Source organism: Actinoallomurus acaciae, assembly GCF_042429965.1.
GTDB lineage: Bacteria > Actinomycetota > Actinomycetes > Streptosporangiales > Streptosporangiaceae > Actinoallomurus > Actinoallomurus acaciae.
Map to the genome: position 1 here is coordinate 1 of NZ_JBHLZP010000189.1, position 14,665 is coordinate 14,665.

A 14,665-nucleotide genomic window follows, 5' to 3' on the forward strand; every position below is an offset into this window, starting at 1 on the left:
GTTTTCCCGGCCGTGTGGCGATCCAGCCGTTTCTCAGTGCGGAGACCGAGCGGCTCGCCGCCTTCCCGCACGAGGCGCTCGGCCCGGCCACGATGACCGTGACGATCCTGTCCGGCGGCGCCCTGCAGAACACCGTGCCGGACGAGGCGACGCTCATCGTCGACCGGCGGCTCGTCCCCGGCGAGACGCACGAGGACTGCGACCGGCGGCTCGCGGCGATGCTGGACGACCTGCGCACCGCCAGACCGGGCATGGACGTGGCCGAGCCGGAGGTCGTCGTGGCGACCGTGCCGTCCGCGACCGCGGCCGACGAGCCCGTGGTGGGCGCCGCGCTCGCCGCGCTCGGGGACGCGGGACGGCCCGCGGACCGGGCGACCGGCTTCAACGCCGGCTGCGACATGAGCAAGCTCGTCGGCGTCGGCATTCCGACGGTGATCTGCGGCCCGGGAAGCCTGTCGCAGGCCCATCGGCCCGACGAGTCGGTGCCGCTCGACGAGCTCGTGGACGCCGTCGACGTCTATGAGGGAATCGCCCGCCGCCTGCTGGCCTGTACACGGGAAGGGTGACCGCCGTGCCGGTACTCGAGGTCAATGACCTGCACGCGGAGTTCCGCCTGGACACCGGGACGGTCCGCGCCGTCAACGGAGTGTCGTTCTCGGTCGAGCAGGGGCAGACGCTCGCGGTCGTGGGGGAGTCCGGCAGCGGCAAGACCGCCACCGCCCTGTCGATCCTGCGACTGCACCCCACCCCGCCGTGCGTGTACACCGGCGGTCAGATCATCGCCGGCGGCCGCGACCTGCTGACCCTGCCAGAGCGCGAGATGCGCCGGGTCCGCGGCAACGAGATCGCGATGATCTTCCAGGACCCGATGACCAGCCTCAACCCGGTCAAGACCGTCGGCGCGCAGATCGTCGAGTCGCTGCGCCGGCACCGGTCGCTGCCGCGCGGCGAGGCGCGCGCCCGTGCGGTCGAGGCGCTCCGCGAAGTCGGCATCGCCCACCCGGAGGCGCGCGCGGGCCAGTACCCGCACCAGCTCTCCGGCGGCATGCGGCAGCGCGTCATGATCGCGATGGCGCTCGCCTGCCGGCCGAAGCTCCTGATCGCCGACGAGCCCACGACCGCGCTCGACGTCACCGTGCAGGCGCAGATCATGGAGCTGATGGCCGACCTGCAGGACCGGTTCGGGATGGCGATCGTCCTGATCACCCACGACCTGGGCGTCGTCGCGCAGGTCGCCGACCAGGTCCTGGTCATGTACGCCGGGCGGCCCGTGGAGGCGGCCGGCGCCGACGACCTGTTCGAGCGCCCGCGGATGCCCTACACGAAGGCGCTGCTGGAGTCGATGCCCCGGCCCGACGTCCCCGGTGGCGCGGCCCTCGACCCGATCCGCGGGGCGCCGCCCAACCTGCTGGACCTGCCGTCCGGCTGTGCGTTCCACCCGCGCTGCGGGTTCGCCCTGCCGGAGTGCGCGAGCACCGTGCCCGCCCTGGAGGAGAAGGCGCCGGGGCACGCGGCGGCCTGCGTCCTGACCGAGGTCCCGGGAGCGAGCAGAGAAAGGCGGGTGAGCGGAACGTGAGTGTGCGGGACGAGCCGCTGCTGTCGTTGCGAGGCGTTCGCAAGGAGTTCGCGGGACGCGGCATGGGGCATCCGGGATCGACGGTCCTCGCCGTCGACGACGTGTCCCTGGACGTCTACCCGGGCGAGACGCTCGGGCTGGTCGGCGAGTCCGGGTGCGGCAAGACGACGCTCGCCCGGCTGATCCTCCGTCTCGTCGACGCGACCGCCGGTGAGATCCGGTTCGCCGGGCGGGACCTGTTGACGTTGTCGCAGCGCGAGATGCTGTCGGTACGCCAGGACCTCCAGGTCGTCCTCCAGGACCCGTACGCGAGCCTGAACCCGAGGATGCGCGTCGGGGAGATCGTCGCCGAACCGTTGATCACCCATCACAAGGTGCCGCGGGGCCGGCGCGGGCGCGCCGCCGCCCGAGAGCGCGTGGCGGAGCTGCTGGACGCCGTCGGCCTGGACGCCTCGGTCCAGGACCGGTACCCGCACGAGTTCTCCGGGGGACAGCGGCAGCGGATCGGCATCGCCCGCGCGCTGGCCCTGGAGCCGAAACTCGTGATCTGCGACGAGCCGACCAGCGCCCTGGACGTGTCCATCCAGGCCCAGATCACCAACCTGCTGAGGCGGCTGCAGCGCGAGCGCGGCCTGACCTACGTGTACGTCTCCCACGATCTGTCGATGATGCGCCAGATGGCCGACCGGGTGGCGGTGATGAACCTCGGCCGCATCGTCGAGCTGGCCGGCACCGAGGAGCTCTTCACCAACCCGCGGCACCCGTACTCGCACTCCCTGCTGTCGGCGGCGCCGATCGCGGACCCGAAGGCCGAGCGGGAACGCCGCCGCATCGTCCTCCACGGTGAGGCGCCGTCACCCGCCGATCCTCCGTCCGGGTGCGTCTTCCGCACACGCTGCCCGGTCGCCCGCGACGAATGCGCCCGGACCCGGCCGCCGCTCGTCGACGACGACGTGCCGGGGCACTCGGTGGCGTGCCTGTACCCGGTGCGCGCGGCGGCGGACCTGCTGACCGAGCCCACGAGCTGAAGGAGTATCGATGACTCGACAGGAAGTACGGACCGAGGACGCTCCGCGTCCGGCCGGCGCCTACTCGCAGGGCATCGTCGCGAACGGGTTCCTCTACACCGCGGGCTTCGGCCCGCAGGATCCACGCACCGGGGCGGTCGCCGACACGATCGAGGAACAGACCGCGCAGGTCATCCGGAACGTCGAGGCGGTCCTGGTCGAGCGGGGCCTGACGCTGGCCGATGTGGTCAAGGCCACGGTCCACCTCCAGCATCTCCACCGCGACTTCGCGGGCTTCAACGCCACGTACGAGTCGATCCTGCCGAAGCCCTACCCGGTGCGCACGACGGTCGGCTCCGACCTCGCGAACATCCTCGTCGAGATCGACGTCGTCGCGGCACTGCCGGATGGCCGCCCCGAGGCATAGCGGGACGCCACCGGACCGGTTGACCGTACGGGGCCCGGCACCGGATCCGGCGTCGATGCCGGGTCCGGTCCGCGCGGGCGGGCGTCATGTCGCCGAGGCGCCGAGCCGTCCCCGAGCACCTTCGTCGACGCGTGGTCCCGATACGCCTTGCGAAGGCCGGACCGCCCTGCGAAGATCGCGGCGCAGTGCCGAGCAGGTCCAGAAGGAGCCTCCATCAACTCGTCCCGCAACCTGGTCGCCTCCGCGTTCGTCGCCTTCGCCGCCTTTGGTTCGTTCTGGGGGGTGTGGGGTGCCTCGGTGCCCCGAGTGCAGCGCCAGGCCGACGTCAGCGACGGCCGGCTCGGCCTCGCCCTCCTGTTCGTGGGCGCCGGCGCGCTTCCGGCGATGTTGCTGGCCGGCCGGGCGCTCGATCGCTGGGGAGTGAAGATCGCCGCCGGCGCGATCGGCCTGCTCGGCGTGGTCGGCGCCGGCCTGGCCCTGACCGCGGTGAACCTGCCGAGCCTGTGCGTCGGCCTCGGTGTCGCGGGCGCGTCCAGCGGCGCGGCCGACGTGACGATGAACGCGGTGGCGGGACGCGCCGAGAAGAACGCCGGACGGCCGGTCATCACCCGCGTTCACGGCGTCTTCTCCACCTTCGTCGTCCTCACCAGCCTCGGCGCGGGGCTCGCCTCCGCCGCGTCCTGGCCGCTCGCCGTACCCTTCATCGCCGTGGCGGTTCTCTGCCTGGTCGCCGGGGCCGCCATGCTCGCGGCGATCTCGCGCAGCGCCGTCGCCACCACGGACGACGAGGAGGCCGCGGTGGACGGGACGCCGTCGTCCGCCCGGATCCGCCTCGCCCCGCTTCTGCTCGTCGGCGTGCTGGGGACACTCGCGTTCGCGAGCGAGAACGCCCACCAGAGCTGGAGCGCGGTCTTCGCCCAGAACGAACTGCACGCCGGAGCGTCGCTCACGACCGTGGCGCCCGCCGTCTTCGCGGGAACCGTCGCGATCACGCGGTTCTCGATCGGGGGTCTGAAGACCGCCCATGCCCGGTCGGTCATCCTGGCCGGAGCGCTGGCCGCCGCCGGCGGCGCGCTCGTCATCGCGGCCGCCCCGACCATGGTCGTCGCCGCGCTGGGGCTCGTACTGGCCGGCGCCGGAACCGCCGTGCTCTTCCCCACGCTCCTCGGCATCGTCTCGCGCAACGTCGAGGAGACCTACCGGGGCCGTGCGACGTCCATCGTCAGCACCGTCTCCTACCTCGGCTTCCTCCTCGGCCCGGTCTACGTCGGCGCGTGGGCCGACGCCGCGGGGCTGCGCGGGGCCATGATCGCCGTCGCGGCCCTGGCCGCCGCCCTGTTCGTCCTGACGCCCCTGCTGCTCCGCCTCAGCGGATACGCCGTCACCACGGTCCCGCCGCGCACGCCCGAACGGGCCGTGGACCACCACGCGTGATCTCGCCGAGGTCAGGTGGGGCCGCCCGCTCGCAGGCCATCGAGTGCGGCCTCGGCGAAGGCGGCGATCCAGGGGCGCCATCTCCCGGGGGAAGATCACCAGCGGTGAGCCGTTGACCACGCACAGCCGTACGATCTCCCGCTCGGCGGCATGTGCCGTTCCGGGAGGACCACGCCCAGCCTCCGGTGCAGGACCGGGCCCGACGGCGTACGGAGGGCCGCCGTCAGCCGGCGGCCTGGTCGCTGTCCCGGAAGCCGCCCCAGCCGTGCCAGCGGTCGATCTCGATCCAGGCGCTGATCCGGCCGCGGTCGCGCTGCGAGTACGGGCGGCCCGTGTACTGCCGGGACAGCCGGTCGATGTCGGCGAGCGTCTCGTCGTCGCGCATCTCGGCGACGTGACCGATCAGGGTGACGTGGGTGTACCAGTCGTCGCCGTCGAGGACCGTCAGCGAGACCCGGTCATCGCCCCGGATGTGGTCGAGTCGCTTGCGGCCCTCGTCCATGTTGATCAGCACCCGGCCGTCGTCCCAGAGGTACCAGGTGGCCGTCGACACCGGCTGCCCGTCGGACCGCAGCGTGGCGATGACCGCCGGGTTGGCCTTCTTGAGCATGGCGACCGCGGACTCGGGGAGCGGCGGTTTTGACATGGTCTCTCCTCCTCGACGCGGGGCGCGGCCCCGGCGATGATCTTTTCGACGCGTCCTCCACGCTGCCACACGCGAGTGTCCGTCTCACCGGTGGCCCGGCCGCACCATCGGCGGCGAGGGCTCTCGCTCCCTGGCCGGGTTCCCCCGCCATCGTGCGTGCGGCGGCACCTCCTCGCCCTTCATGAGGAAGGAGTCGGCGTCGAGCACCGCGCCGTCGCCCATGGTCACGCCGTAGTGGACGAAGGCTTCGGCCCCGAGGGTGCATCCGGCGCCGATCGTGGTGCGGTCGGACTTGAAGACGCCCTCCTCCAGCGAGTGGCACTGGATCACGCTGCCCGCGCCCAGCGCGCAGTCGTCCCCGATGGTGACGAGTGTCCTGTCCGGCATGCTGCAGCCGTCGTCGAAGACCCTGCGGCCGATCCGGACGCCCAGCAGCCGCCAGATCACGCCCTTGAAGGGGGTGCCGTTGAGCACCTTCATCGGCGTGAGCAGCTTCCACAGGCGCTCGATGAACCAGAAGTAGGGATCGGAGATCGAGCACACTCGCGGCTCCAGCGGATGGAATCTCGTGACGGCGCGTTCGACCAGGACGCCGAGACCGATCCGAAAAAGCAGGGTGAAAAGGAGACCCACCACGATCATCGTGGCCGCGAGACCGGAGCGGGCCTCCTCTGTGGCGGCGGCGACGATGGTCAGCGCGAAGAACTCGAACCAGCGCACCAGCAGGAAGAGTCCCATGGAGACGGCGTTGTAGCGGTTCTTCGCGGCGAGGCGGCGCCGCAGTTCGTCCGGGTCCTTCGGGAGGTCGACGCCGCGGTCGATCCGCACCGAGCGGGGAATCTCGAAGCACGGTGAGCCGAGCAGCCCGACGTTCTCCCGGAGCTCCCCGTCGACGGGGACCGCCACCTTCGTGCCGAGCAGCACGTTGTCGCCGACCCTGGCGCCCGCCGGATAGGCGATGTTGTTCCCGAGATAGCTGTGCGCCCCGATCGACACCCGGGACACGCGGAAGGACGTGCTCGAGAAGTCGGCGTTCATGATCCACAGGGAGTCCGAGACCATCGTCCCCGCACCGATCGTGGTCAGGAAGGGCGACTGGTGGTGCAGCTCGGAACCGAAGTTCGTTCCCGTCTGCACGATCGGGCGGGAGAAGCGGTATCCGAGGGCGCGCAGGTAGTGGACGACGTACGAGCTGTCGCCGAAGAGGCGGTGGAAGAACTTCAGGTTCGTCCAGCGGGCGACCGCCCGCTGGAGCCCGTAGTGGAAGCCGTACAGGGGATAGACCTTGCCCGGTCTGATGACGAGGTGGACCAGGCGGGGAAGGGTGAACGCGGCGATGAGCCCGCCGAGCACGGCGCCGCCGAACAGCACCGCCGACGCCGTCAGGGCGGTGCTGAAGAACGCGGCGCCGCCCGCCGCCGTGGACCCGACCTCGATGAGGCGAACGGGCCGCGGGGGCCTCGTGAGCAGGACGGCCCCGATGCCGGCGCCCAGTGGTTCGAAGACGAACAGCAGGTTGACCAGTTGCACGGCACCGTAGGTGAACCTCCGCCGCGTGCCGCATCGGGCGGGGGGCACCGTCAGGTGGTCCGCGTCGGCCCGCCGGGCCGGAGACCCGACCCACCGTTCGCCCGCGGGTACGGCCTGGGTCGCGTGCAGGGAGGAGGCGTGTCCGAGCCGGGCCCCGTCGCCCATGGCCGTGTTGATGTCGAGCACCGTCCGCTCGCCGACGAACACGTTCTTCCCGAGGGTGATCGGGCCGGTCTGGATCACGCCGCCGACCACCCGGTAGCCGGTCACGGCGGAGTTCGCCCGGATGAGCGTGCCGTCTCCGACGGTGATCAGGTCGGTGCACACCGGCGCCTTGGCGAAGATCACGACACCTCGGCCGATCTTCGCCCCCAGCATCCGGAGGTACAGCACGTAGAGCGGCGATCCGGCGAACAGCGCCATGGGACTCGACCGGATCAGGGTCTTCACCGCCCAGAAACGGACGTACGCGAGGCTCCAGACGCGGATCTCCCGGGCCGTCCAGCGGCCTACCAGCACCCATTTCGCCAGAACGGGAACGGCGCACAGGTACAGGAAGGTCACGGAGCCGAACACCACGAACCGCTCGTAGAGGTGGATCACTCCGGAGCCGGCGGAGGCCCATGCGAGGCCGGTCACGAGGACGTTCGCGCTCAGGAAGACCGCCGCGGCGGACAGGAGCAGTTGCAGGACGCCGCACAGAACATACGCGGACGTGCGCGCCGGCGCCGCCCTCACCGGTGTCGGCCGGTTCGCGGAGCGAGGGGCCGCCGCCGCGAGGATCGACGCCAGCGACCTGATCGTCGGATTCTCATAGACGTCCCTCATCGACACCGACGGCAGGTCCGGCCGCTCCCTGACCCGGGCGCAGAAGCGCGCCATCAGCAGCGAACCGGCGCCGAGGTCGTCGAAGAAATGGCTGTCGACCGACACCTGTTCGAGGTTCATGACGCCGGTGAGCGCGTCGGCGAGGACCTGCTCGGTGCCGGTCTCCGGGGCGACGTACCCGCGCCCCGCGGTGACCCCGCGCGGGCCCTTCGGCCGGGGCAGCCTCGCCCGGTCGACCTTGCCGCTGGGCAGCATCGGGAAGGCCTCGAGCTCTTCGAGGTAGGCCGGCACCATGTAGCCGGGCAGCCGGTCGCGCAGGTGCTCATGGACGTCGGCTCGGTCCACCGTCCGGCCCGAGCCGGCGCCGCCGTCGCGTGAGCTGTAGTACGCGACCAGTTCCACGATGCCGGGCTCCGGCTCGAACGTGTCCACCACCGCGTGCGCGATGCCCGGCAGCCGCCACAGGATCGACTCGATCTCGGCCGGCTCCACGCGGTAGCCCCGGATCTTGACCTGCGTGTCGATGCGGCCGTGGTACTCGATCTCGCCGTCGTCGTTGACCCGGCCCAGATCCCCGGTCCGGTAGATCCGGCCGGACGGGTTGTCCTCGATGCCGAGGAAGTCCCGGATGAACGCCCGGTTCGTGAGGTCGGCGCGGTTCAGGTAACCGGTCGCCAGCCCGACCCCCGCGATGCCGATCTCGCCGATCTCGCCGGGCGGCAGCGCGCTGTCGTCGCCCGGATCGAGGATGACCACGGCATAGGTGGGCAGCGGAACGCCGATGGTGACCGGCCGGCGGGGATGGACCTCCGTCCACGTCGCGGTGACCGTGGCCTCCGTCGGACCGTAGACATTGAGGAACCTGCGGCCGGGCCGGTGCCATCGGGCGATGAGCTCCTGCGGGCACGGTTCGCCGGACACCAGCAGGAAGCGGAGCCTGGGCAGGTCGTCGCCGATGGTCGCCAGCAGTGTCGGGACGCAGCAGAGCGCGGTGACGTCGTTCTCATGGAGGAACTCCCACAGCTCGGCGCCGATGAGGGCGTTCGTCTCCGGCCGGGGGACCAGGGTCGCCCCGGCGGCCAAGGGCACCCAGATCTCCTCGACGGAGAAGTCGAAGGCGATCGTCATGCCCTGGTAGACGCGGTCCTGCGCCGTCACCCCGTAGACCTCGGCCGCGACCCGGACGAAGTTGCAGATGCCGGAGTGCCGGATCGCGACGCCCTTGGGCAGGCCGGACGAGCCCGAGGTGTAGATGATGTAGCAGAGCTCGTCGGCCGACTCTCCCTTCTCCGCGTCCGTGAGGCGACGATCGTCCGTGGCGGCGATGAGGGCCGCGACCTCGTCGAGGCAGACAACCGTCGCTTCGGCCCGCTGGAGGCGTTCGCGCAGGTGCGACAGGGAGAGCACGAGCCGTACCCCGGCCTCCCGGACGATGTACGAGAGCCGGTCGGGCGGGAAGCCGACGTCGAGCGGCACGTACGCCGCGTTCATCTTGAGCACGGCCAGCAGACCCGCGTAGGAGTGCGCGGGCCGGTCGAACAGCAGCCCGATCCGGTCACCGGGCCGGGCACCACGGGCCTTCAGGTAACGGGCGAGCCGGTTGGCACGCGCGTCCAGTTCGTCGTAGGTGAGGACGACGTCGCCGGCGTCCACGGCCAGCTGGTCGCGGTGCCCGCTCTCACGCAGCCGGTCGCACCGGTCCTCGAACAACTGCTCGAGCCGTTCGCCGTCCCGCCCGCGGGTCGCGGAGTCGTACCCGGCGCCGGCGAGGACGTGACCCGGACGCCAGGTCGCCGGCGGTACGCCGGAGGGGGTCCGGCCCGCCTCGCGCACCGCCGGAATCGCCGCGCCGCACCGGTGGCGAAACCGTCTACGCCTCATCGATCACGTCTCCGGACGGCATTCCGTCAGGGCCTGGAGGAGAAGCGAGCAGGCGATGTCGACCACCTCGGCGGTCACGTTGAGCGGCGGCAGTATCCGTACGACACAGTCGTCGCGACCGCCGAGCTCGACGATCAACCCGTGCCGCAGCGCGTGGGTGCGCACCCGGCGGGCCAGCGCGCCGGCGGGACGGCCGTCCCGCGGGTCGGCGAGTTCGACACCCCACATCAGGCCCTGGCCGCGGACGTCGCGTACCCATGGATGCTTGCGCAGGTCCTCCAGAAGGTGGTCGATCTGCTCGCCCCTGCGCCGGACGTTGGCCAGCACGTCGTCACGGCGGATGATGCGGATCGCCTCGGTACCGGCGGCGAACGCCAGCTGGTTGCCCCGGAAGGTTCCGGTGTGCGCGCCCGGAGCCCACGTGTCCAGCCGCTCGTCGTACAGGATGAGCGCGACCGGCATGCCGATTCCGCTCAGCGCCTTCGACGCGATGATGACGTCGGGCTCGATGTCGTACTGCTCGAAGGCGAACCAGGTCCCGGTGCGTCCGCAGCCGGTCTGCACCTCATCGACCACCAGCAGGATGTCCAGGTCCCGGGTCAGCGCGCGCACGCGCCGCACGAAGTCACGGCGAGCGGGTATGACACCGCCTTCGCCCTGGACGAGCTCCATGATCACGGCGGCGGGCGGCGGCACACCGCCCCACGGGTTCCGCAGGGACTCCTCGAGGTAGCCGGCGCAGTTGGTCGTGCAGGTCTCCGGCGCGAGGCCCATCGGACACCGGGTACACGAGCAGTACGGGTAGAAGTGGACGCCCGGCATCCCGCCGGGGACCGGCTTCTTCTGCGCCACCGCCCCGGACACCGCCATCGCGGCGTGGCTGCCGCCGTGGAACCCGCCCTGGAAGGCGATGATGTCGCCGCGACCGGTCGCGGTCTTGCAGAGCTTCACCGCCGCCTCGACCGCGTTGGCCCCCGTCGGCCCGCAGAAATGGATCTTCATCCGGTGTCGCAGCCCGGGCGCGAGCATGGACAGCTGGGCCTCGGTGAAGGCGTCCTTCGCGGGGGTCGGGAAGTCGAGGCCGTGCGCGAGACGGCCGAGCTGGTCGGTGACGACCCGGACCAGCTCGGGGTGATTGTGCCCGAGCGAAAGCACCCCGGCGCCGGAGAGGAAATCGATGAAGACGTTGTCGTCGAGATCACGGATGAAGCTTCCGCGCGCCTCGGCGATGGCAATGGGCAGATGCCGCGGATAGACCCGCGCGTTCGACTCCCGCCGGCTCTGCCGCGTGAGCAGCTCCGCCGAACACGGTCCCGGCAGGTCACCGGCGACGCGCGGCCGGGTCCATGTGCTGCGCTGACCAGGCGTGGTCATGAGCCTCCCTGCCTCTCCCGGCCGGCCGCCCGGATTTTCCTGTTGTGTCATGAGGCGTGTTCGTCCCGGGCACTACTACCGTCTTTACCGGGTACCCCAAAAGCATTCCTTGAGCTGCTCAAACAGCGCGCCAAGTCGCGGTAAAGGCCACCGCCTCCGGCCATTGGGCGGACCCTGCCGCACGGGCACGGCCCCGACCGGCGGTCACGTCGTACGCGCCCGGGTCGTACGGACGTCATCCGGCGGGTATGTCCTGAAAAGAGAACTCTGTAGGGAGGTGTGACATGGCGCTGTTCCTGGCCCTCATCCTCGTGGCGGTGGGGCTCGGCATCGCGGGGTGGGTGGTGAAAGGCCTCTTCTTCCTGCTGATCATCGGGATCTTGGTCTTCCTGGCCGACCTGGTGTTCGGCGGGATCCGGATCGGCCGCCGTCACGGCCGCCCACGCGCCGCACGCTGACTCAGGCGCGGCTGCGAGAGCGCCCGGAGCGCCGTCACTCTGACGTGGCCGCGCGGCTACAGCCGACGATCACGCTTCGCCGCTACCGTGCTTGACAGTGACTCGTCACGGAGGGCGCCATGGGTGGCAAGCACGAGGATGACAACACCGACAGCGACACCAGCGGCGACGGCGCGAACGCCGGCAACGGCGGAGGCGGAAACGGCCGGCACGGCAACGACCGTACGAACGGCAACAGCGGCGACGGCGCGCGTCAGTGACGCCGCAGGACGGCGGCGAGCACGCCGGTCGCCGGGTTGAGGCTCTCATCGAGTCGCTGGGCCGCGACGGCGCGCTGACCGACGAGACGTGGCGCGACGTGCTCCGGGCGGTTCCCCGGCACCTGTTCCTGCCGTCGCGGGCCCTGGCCGTCCCGGATGTCCCCGGTGGCGGTACGGCTTACCCGATCGATCGGGAGGCGCGGGCGGATGAGTGGTGGTCGGCGGTCTACTCCGACACGAGCATCATCACGCAGATCGACGACGGGGCCGGTGACCCCGCGACCGGTGCGGGGGAGCGGTACACGAGCTCGTCGTCGGCGCCGGGTGTCGTCTGCCAGTTCCTCGAACTGCTGGACCCGCTGGGCGGCCACCGGGTGCTGGAGGTCGGTACGGGAACAGGCTGGACCGCCGGCCTGCTGTCGCATCGCCTGGGCGCGGAGAACGTCACGACGATGGAGGTCGACCCGGCGCTGGCGGAGGTCGCGGGCAAGAACCTCGCCGCCGTCGGGCTGACGCCGCGTGTCGTCGTCGGGGACGGGGCACTCGGGTTCCCGGACAACGCGCCCTACGACCGCGTCCACGTCGCGTTCGCGGTCTCCGCGGTGCCGTATCCGTGGGTGGAGCACTGCCGGCCGGGCGGCCGGATCGTGTTCCCGTACACCCCCGGGTTCGGGTACGGGCACAAGGTCCGCCTCGAGGTGGCCGATGACGGTACGGCGATCGGCCGGTTCGTCGGGTCGGCCGGGTACATGATGATGCGCGCCCAGCGGCACCCGTTCGGACCGCAGGCCTCGTTCCTGCATCACGAGGATGACGCGGCGAAGACGACAAGCCGCCTGGATCCGAGGGTCCTCGCGTACGGCGGGTCCGGCGCCGATCTCGCCATCGCGACGCTCGTCCCGGGCGTGCGCCGGTTCCTCGGCAAGGACGAGGCCTCGGGCGAGGCGACCCTGTGGCTGCTGGAGACACGCCCGGACGCCCGTACGGACGGCTCGTGGGCGGTCGCCGAGTACGTGCCGGGCCGCGACGAGTTCGTGGTGGAGCAGTACGGGGAGCGGCGTCTGTGGGACGAGTGCGTGGCCGCGTACTGGCGGTGGCACGGCTGGGGCCGGCCGGGGCGGGACCGGTTCGGGCTGACCGTCTCGAGCGAGGGCCAGGCCGTGTGGCTCGACTCCCCGCAGAACGCGCTGACGCCGGACGCCGGGTGACCTCGGCGCGCTTCAGCGCCGCGTTCCGATAGCCGGGCGGCTACGCCGAAGGGCCTGGTCGTCGATGCCGATGACCAGGCCCTTGGCCTTTGTACCGCAGATGGGGTGAGTGAGGGGACTTGAACCCCCGACACCCAGGACCACAACCTGGTGCTCTACCGACTGAGCTACACCCACCGTGGCCGCACGAGGCGGCATGAAGCAGTGTAGCGGTTCCCGGCGGGTCCTCAGTCACCGATCTTCGCCGAGATGGCACGCGCGGTCTCCGAGTCCGGGCCCGGGTGGGGCACGAACACGGCCGCACGGTAGTAGCGCAGCTCCGTGATGCTCTCGGTGATGTCCGCCAGGGCCCGGTGGCCGCCCTTCTTCGCCGGGCTGGCGAAGTACGCCCGGGGGTACCAGCGGCGGGCCAGTTCCTTGATCGAGGAGACGTCGACCATGCGGTAGTGCAGGTGGGCGTCCAGCGCCGGCATGTCGCGGGCGAGGAAGGACCGGTCGGTCGCGATCGAGTTGCCGCAGAGCGGGGCCTTCTTCACCCCCGGCACGTGCGAGCGCACGTAGTCGAGGACCTTGGTCTCGGCCTCCGCGAGCGTGATCCCCGCAGGCAGTTCTTCGAGCAGGCCCGACGTGGTGTGCATGTCACGCACGACGTCGGACATCTGGCGTATGGCCTCCTCCGGAGGCTTGATCACCAGGTCGATGCCCTCGTCGAGGATGTTCAGCTCCCCGTCGGTCACCAGTGCCGCGATCTCGATCAGCGCGTCATGCCGCAGATCGAGCCCGGTCATTTCACAGTCGATCCAGACCAGCCGGTCGTTCATGACCTTCACCATAAGTCCTGCCAGGACACTTTGCGTGAGGAGAACCGCGGATCCGGTGGCCTAGAGACGAAGAGTGTGGGACACGTCACACGTACGCGATGCCCGGCCGCAGTTCCGGGTCGGGCACGGGAGGTCCGAACGACTGGACCGCCGGCAGGAGTCCCGCCCACACGTCCAGCGCGTAGTCCTCCTCGTCGTCCCCGGGCCACCCCTGGCGCGTCTTCACCGACGCCTCCTCCAGGGACAGGGCCAGGACGGACGTCGCGGCGAGCTCCTTGCGGGTGGGCCGGCGGGCGACGTTCCAGCGGCCCGGCGTCAGCTGCTCGACCAGCGCGCGCAGGCCGGTCAGCTTCTCCTCCAGGTCGGTGACCGTGCGGGGGCGGCCGAAGATCACGGCGCTGCGATAGTTGATCGAGTGGTGGAACAGCGACCGGGCGAGGACGAGGGCGTCCAGGTGCGTGACGGTGACGCAGACGTCCTCGGTGGTACGGAGACTGGTCGCGCCCGTCGAGCCGTGGAGGTAGAGGGTGTCGCCGTCCCGGCCGTAGCCGGTGGGGATGACGCGGGGCGACCCGTCCACGATCACACCGAGGTGGCAGATCCGGCCGGCGTCGAGGATCTCATCGAGGGCCGAACGGTCCGACGCCGCGCGTTCGGGCAGCCGCCGGATCCGGGTGCGCTCGGTGCTGGAAAGGGGCGCTGAAGTGGTCATACGCCCACGTTAGGATCCAAGTGGCCCGGGGAGAATGGCCACTGAGACGTCGAAAAGAGAAGCCACTTTGCCGCGGAACCAGTTCGACCTGCCGGTCGTCGTCGAGCGGGACGCGGGGCAGCCGCTGAGCGTCCAGCTCGGCCGCCAGCTCCGCGAGGCCATGAACGACGGGCGTGTGCGCGCGGGGGAACGGCTGCCCTCCAGCCGCGCGCTCGCCTCCGCGCTCGGTGTCAGCCGCACCGTCGTCACCACCGCGTACGAGCAGCTCTACGCGGAGGGCTGGCTGGAGGGCCGGCACGGCTCGGGCACGTACGTCGCCGACATCGCCGCCCAGAGCGTCCCGGCCGAGATCGCGTACCAGGCGCGGGACCGGCCGGCGAAGGCCGGGGTGATCGACCTGAACCCCGGCATCCCCTGGGTCGGCGCGCTCGACACACCGGCGTGGCGGCGCGCCTGGCGGCTCGCGGCGGCGATACCGCCGGTGGCGCGGCCCGACCGCCGCG

General features: G+C 71.2%; 14 protein-coding genes and 1 tRNA gene. 9 read left to right on the forward strand and 6 right to left on the reverse strand.

Features of this window, described 5'->3' with window-relative positions; all coding sequences use genetic code 11:
• The 5 genes from ACFFNX_RS24060 to ACFFNX_RS24080 all read left to right on the forward strand — a co-directional run.
• On the forward strand, nt 1-566 hold a 566-nt coding region (locus ACFFNX_RS24060; RefSeq protein WP_378206423.1), incomplete at its 5' end, for a M20/M25/M40 family metallo-hydrolase.
• Between the two features lie 5 nt (nt 567-571).
• The gene (locus tag ACFFNX_RS24065; RefSeq protein WP_378206426.1) at nt 572-1,576 is read left to right on the forward strand and encodes an ABC transporter ATP-binding protein; all 1,005 of its coding nucleotides are present in this window, start codon (nt 572-574) and stop codon (nt 1,574-1,576) included.
• Entirely contained in the window at nt 1,573-2,604 is a 1,032-nt protein-coding gene (locus tag ACFFNX_RS24070; protein WP_378206429.1) for an ABC transporter ATP-binding protein, read from the forward strand. The genes ACFFNX_RS24065 and ACFFNX_RS24070 overlap by 4 nt, the downstream gene beginning before the upstream one ends.
• A gap of 10 nt (nt 2,605-2,614) precedes the next feature.
• Complete coding sequence (locus ACFFNX_RS24075) at nt 2,615-3,010, forward strand: RidA family protein (protein WP_378206433.1); 396 nt, start codon at nt 2,615-2,617, stop codon at nt 3,008-3,010.
• A gap of 147 nt (nt 3,011-3,157) precedes the next feature.
• Nucleotides 3,158-4,444 carry an MFS transporter gene (locus ACFFNX_RS24080; RefSeq protein WP_378206436.1) on the forward strand — a complete coding sequence of 429 codons (1,287 nt, stop codon included), beginning with the start codon at nt 3,158-3,160 and terminating at the stop codon, nt 4,442-4,444.
• 223 nt (nt 4,445-4,667) lie between these two features.
• Here ACFFNX_RS24080 and ACFFNX_RS24085 read toward each other — a convergent pair whose 3' ends face one another.
• The 3 genes from ACFFNX_RS24085 to ACFFNX_RS24095 all read right to left on the reverse strand — a co-directional run bounded on the left by ACFFNX_RS24085 (nt 4,668) and on the right by ACFFNX_RS24095 (nt 10,703).
• Nucleotides 4,668-5,090: a PPOX class F420-dependent oxidoreductase gene (locus ACFFNX_RS24085; protein WP_378206439.1), complete on the reverse strand. Its 423-nt coding sequence runs from the start codon at nt 5,088-5,090 to the stop codon at nt 4,668-4,670.
• Nucleotides 5,091-5,174: 84 nt separating this feature from the next.
• Nucleotides 5,175-9,281: a Pls/PosA family non-ribosomal peptide synthetase gene (locus tag ACFFNX_RS24090; RefSeq protein WP_378206442.1), complete on the reverse strand. Its 4,107-nt coding sequence runs from the start codon at nt 9,279-9,281 to the stop codon at nt 5,175-5,177.
• Nucleotides 9,282-9,332: 51 nt separating this feature from the next.
• Nucleotides 9,333-10,703 (reverse strand): aspartate aminotransferase family protein, encoded by a 1,371-nt coding sequence (locus ACFFNX_RS24095; protein WP_378206445.1) that lies wholly within the window; start codon nt 10,701-10,703, stop codon nt 9,333-9,335.
• A gap of 284 nt (nt 10,704-10,987) precedes the next feature.
• Here ACFFNX_RS24095 and ACFFNX_RS24100 point away from each other — a divergent pair, with 284 nt between their 5' ends.
• The 3 genes from ACFFNX_RS24100 (at nt 10,988) to ACFFNX_RS24110 (ending at nt 12,629) form a co-directional block, all read left to right on the forward strand.
• The gene (locus ACFFNX_RS24100; protein ID WP_378206448.1) at nt 10,988-11,161 is read left to right on the forward strand and encodes a hypothetical protein; all 174 of its coding nucleotides are present in this window, start codon (nt 10,988-10,990) and stop codon (nt 11,159-11,161) included.
• A gap of 119 nt (nt 11,162-11,280) precedes the next feature.
• A complete protein-coding gene (locus tag ACFFNX_RS24105) occupies nt 11,281-11,421 on the forward strand; it encodes a hypothetical protein (protein WP_378206451.1) in 141 nt (46 codons plus the stop codon).
• Complete coding sequence (locus ACFFNX_RS24110) at nt 11,418-12,629, forward strand: methyltransferase domain-containing protein (RefSeq protein WP_378206454.1); 1,212 nt, start codon at nt 11,418-11,420, stop codon at nt 12,627-12,629. The genes ACFFNX_RS24105 and ACFFNX_RS24110 overlap by 4 nt, the downstream gene beginning before the upstream one ends.
• 101 nt (nt 12,630-12,730) lie before the next feature.
• On the opposite strand, the gene ACFFNX_RS24115 is transcribed toward ACFFNX_RS24110, so the two are convergent.
• The 3 genes from ACFFNX_RS24115 to ACFFNX_RS24125 form a co-directional block, all read right to left on the reverse strand.
• Nucleotides 12,731-12,806, reverse strand: a tRNA-His gene (locus tag ACFFNX_RS24115).
• A gap of 50 nt (nt 12,807-12,856) precedes the next feature.
• Nucleotides 12,857-13,450, reverse strand: a complete 594-nt coding sequence (gene orn / locus ACFFNX_RS24120) for an oligoribonuclease (RefSeq protein ID WP_378206456.1) — start codon at nt 13,448-13,450, stop codon at nt 12,857-12,859.
• Between the two features lie 85 nt (nt 13,451-13,535).
• Nucleotides 13,536-14,162 (reverse strand): pyridoxamine 5'-phosphate oxidase family protein, encoded by a 627-nt coding sequence (locus ACFFNX_RS24125; RefSeq protein WP_378206459.1) that lies wholly within the window; start codon nt 14,160-14,162, stop codon nt 13,536-13,538.
• Nucleotides 14,163-14,229: 67 nt separating this feature from the next.
• On the opposite strand from ACFFNX_RS24125, the gene ACFFNX_RS24130 reads away from it, so the two are divergent.
• The coding region (locus ACFFNX_RS24130) for a GntR family transcriptional regulator (protein ID WP_378206463.1) at nt 14,230-14,665 on the forward strand (436 nt) is incomplete at its 3' end.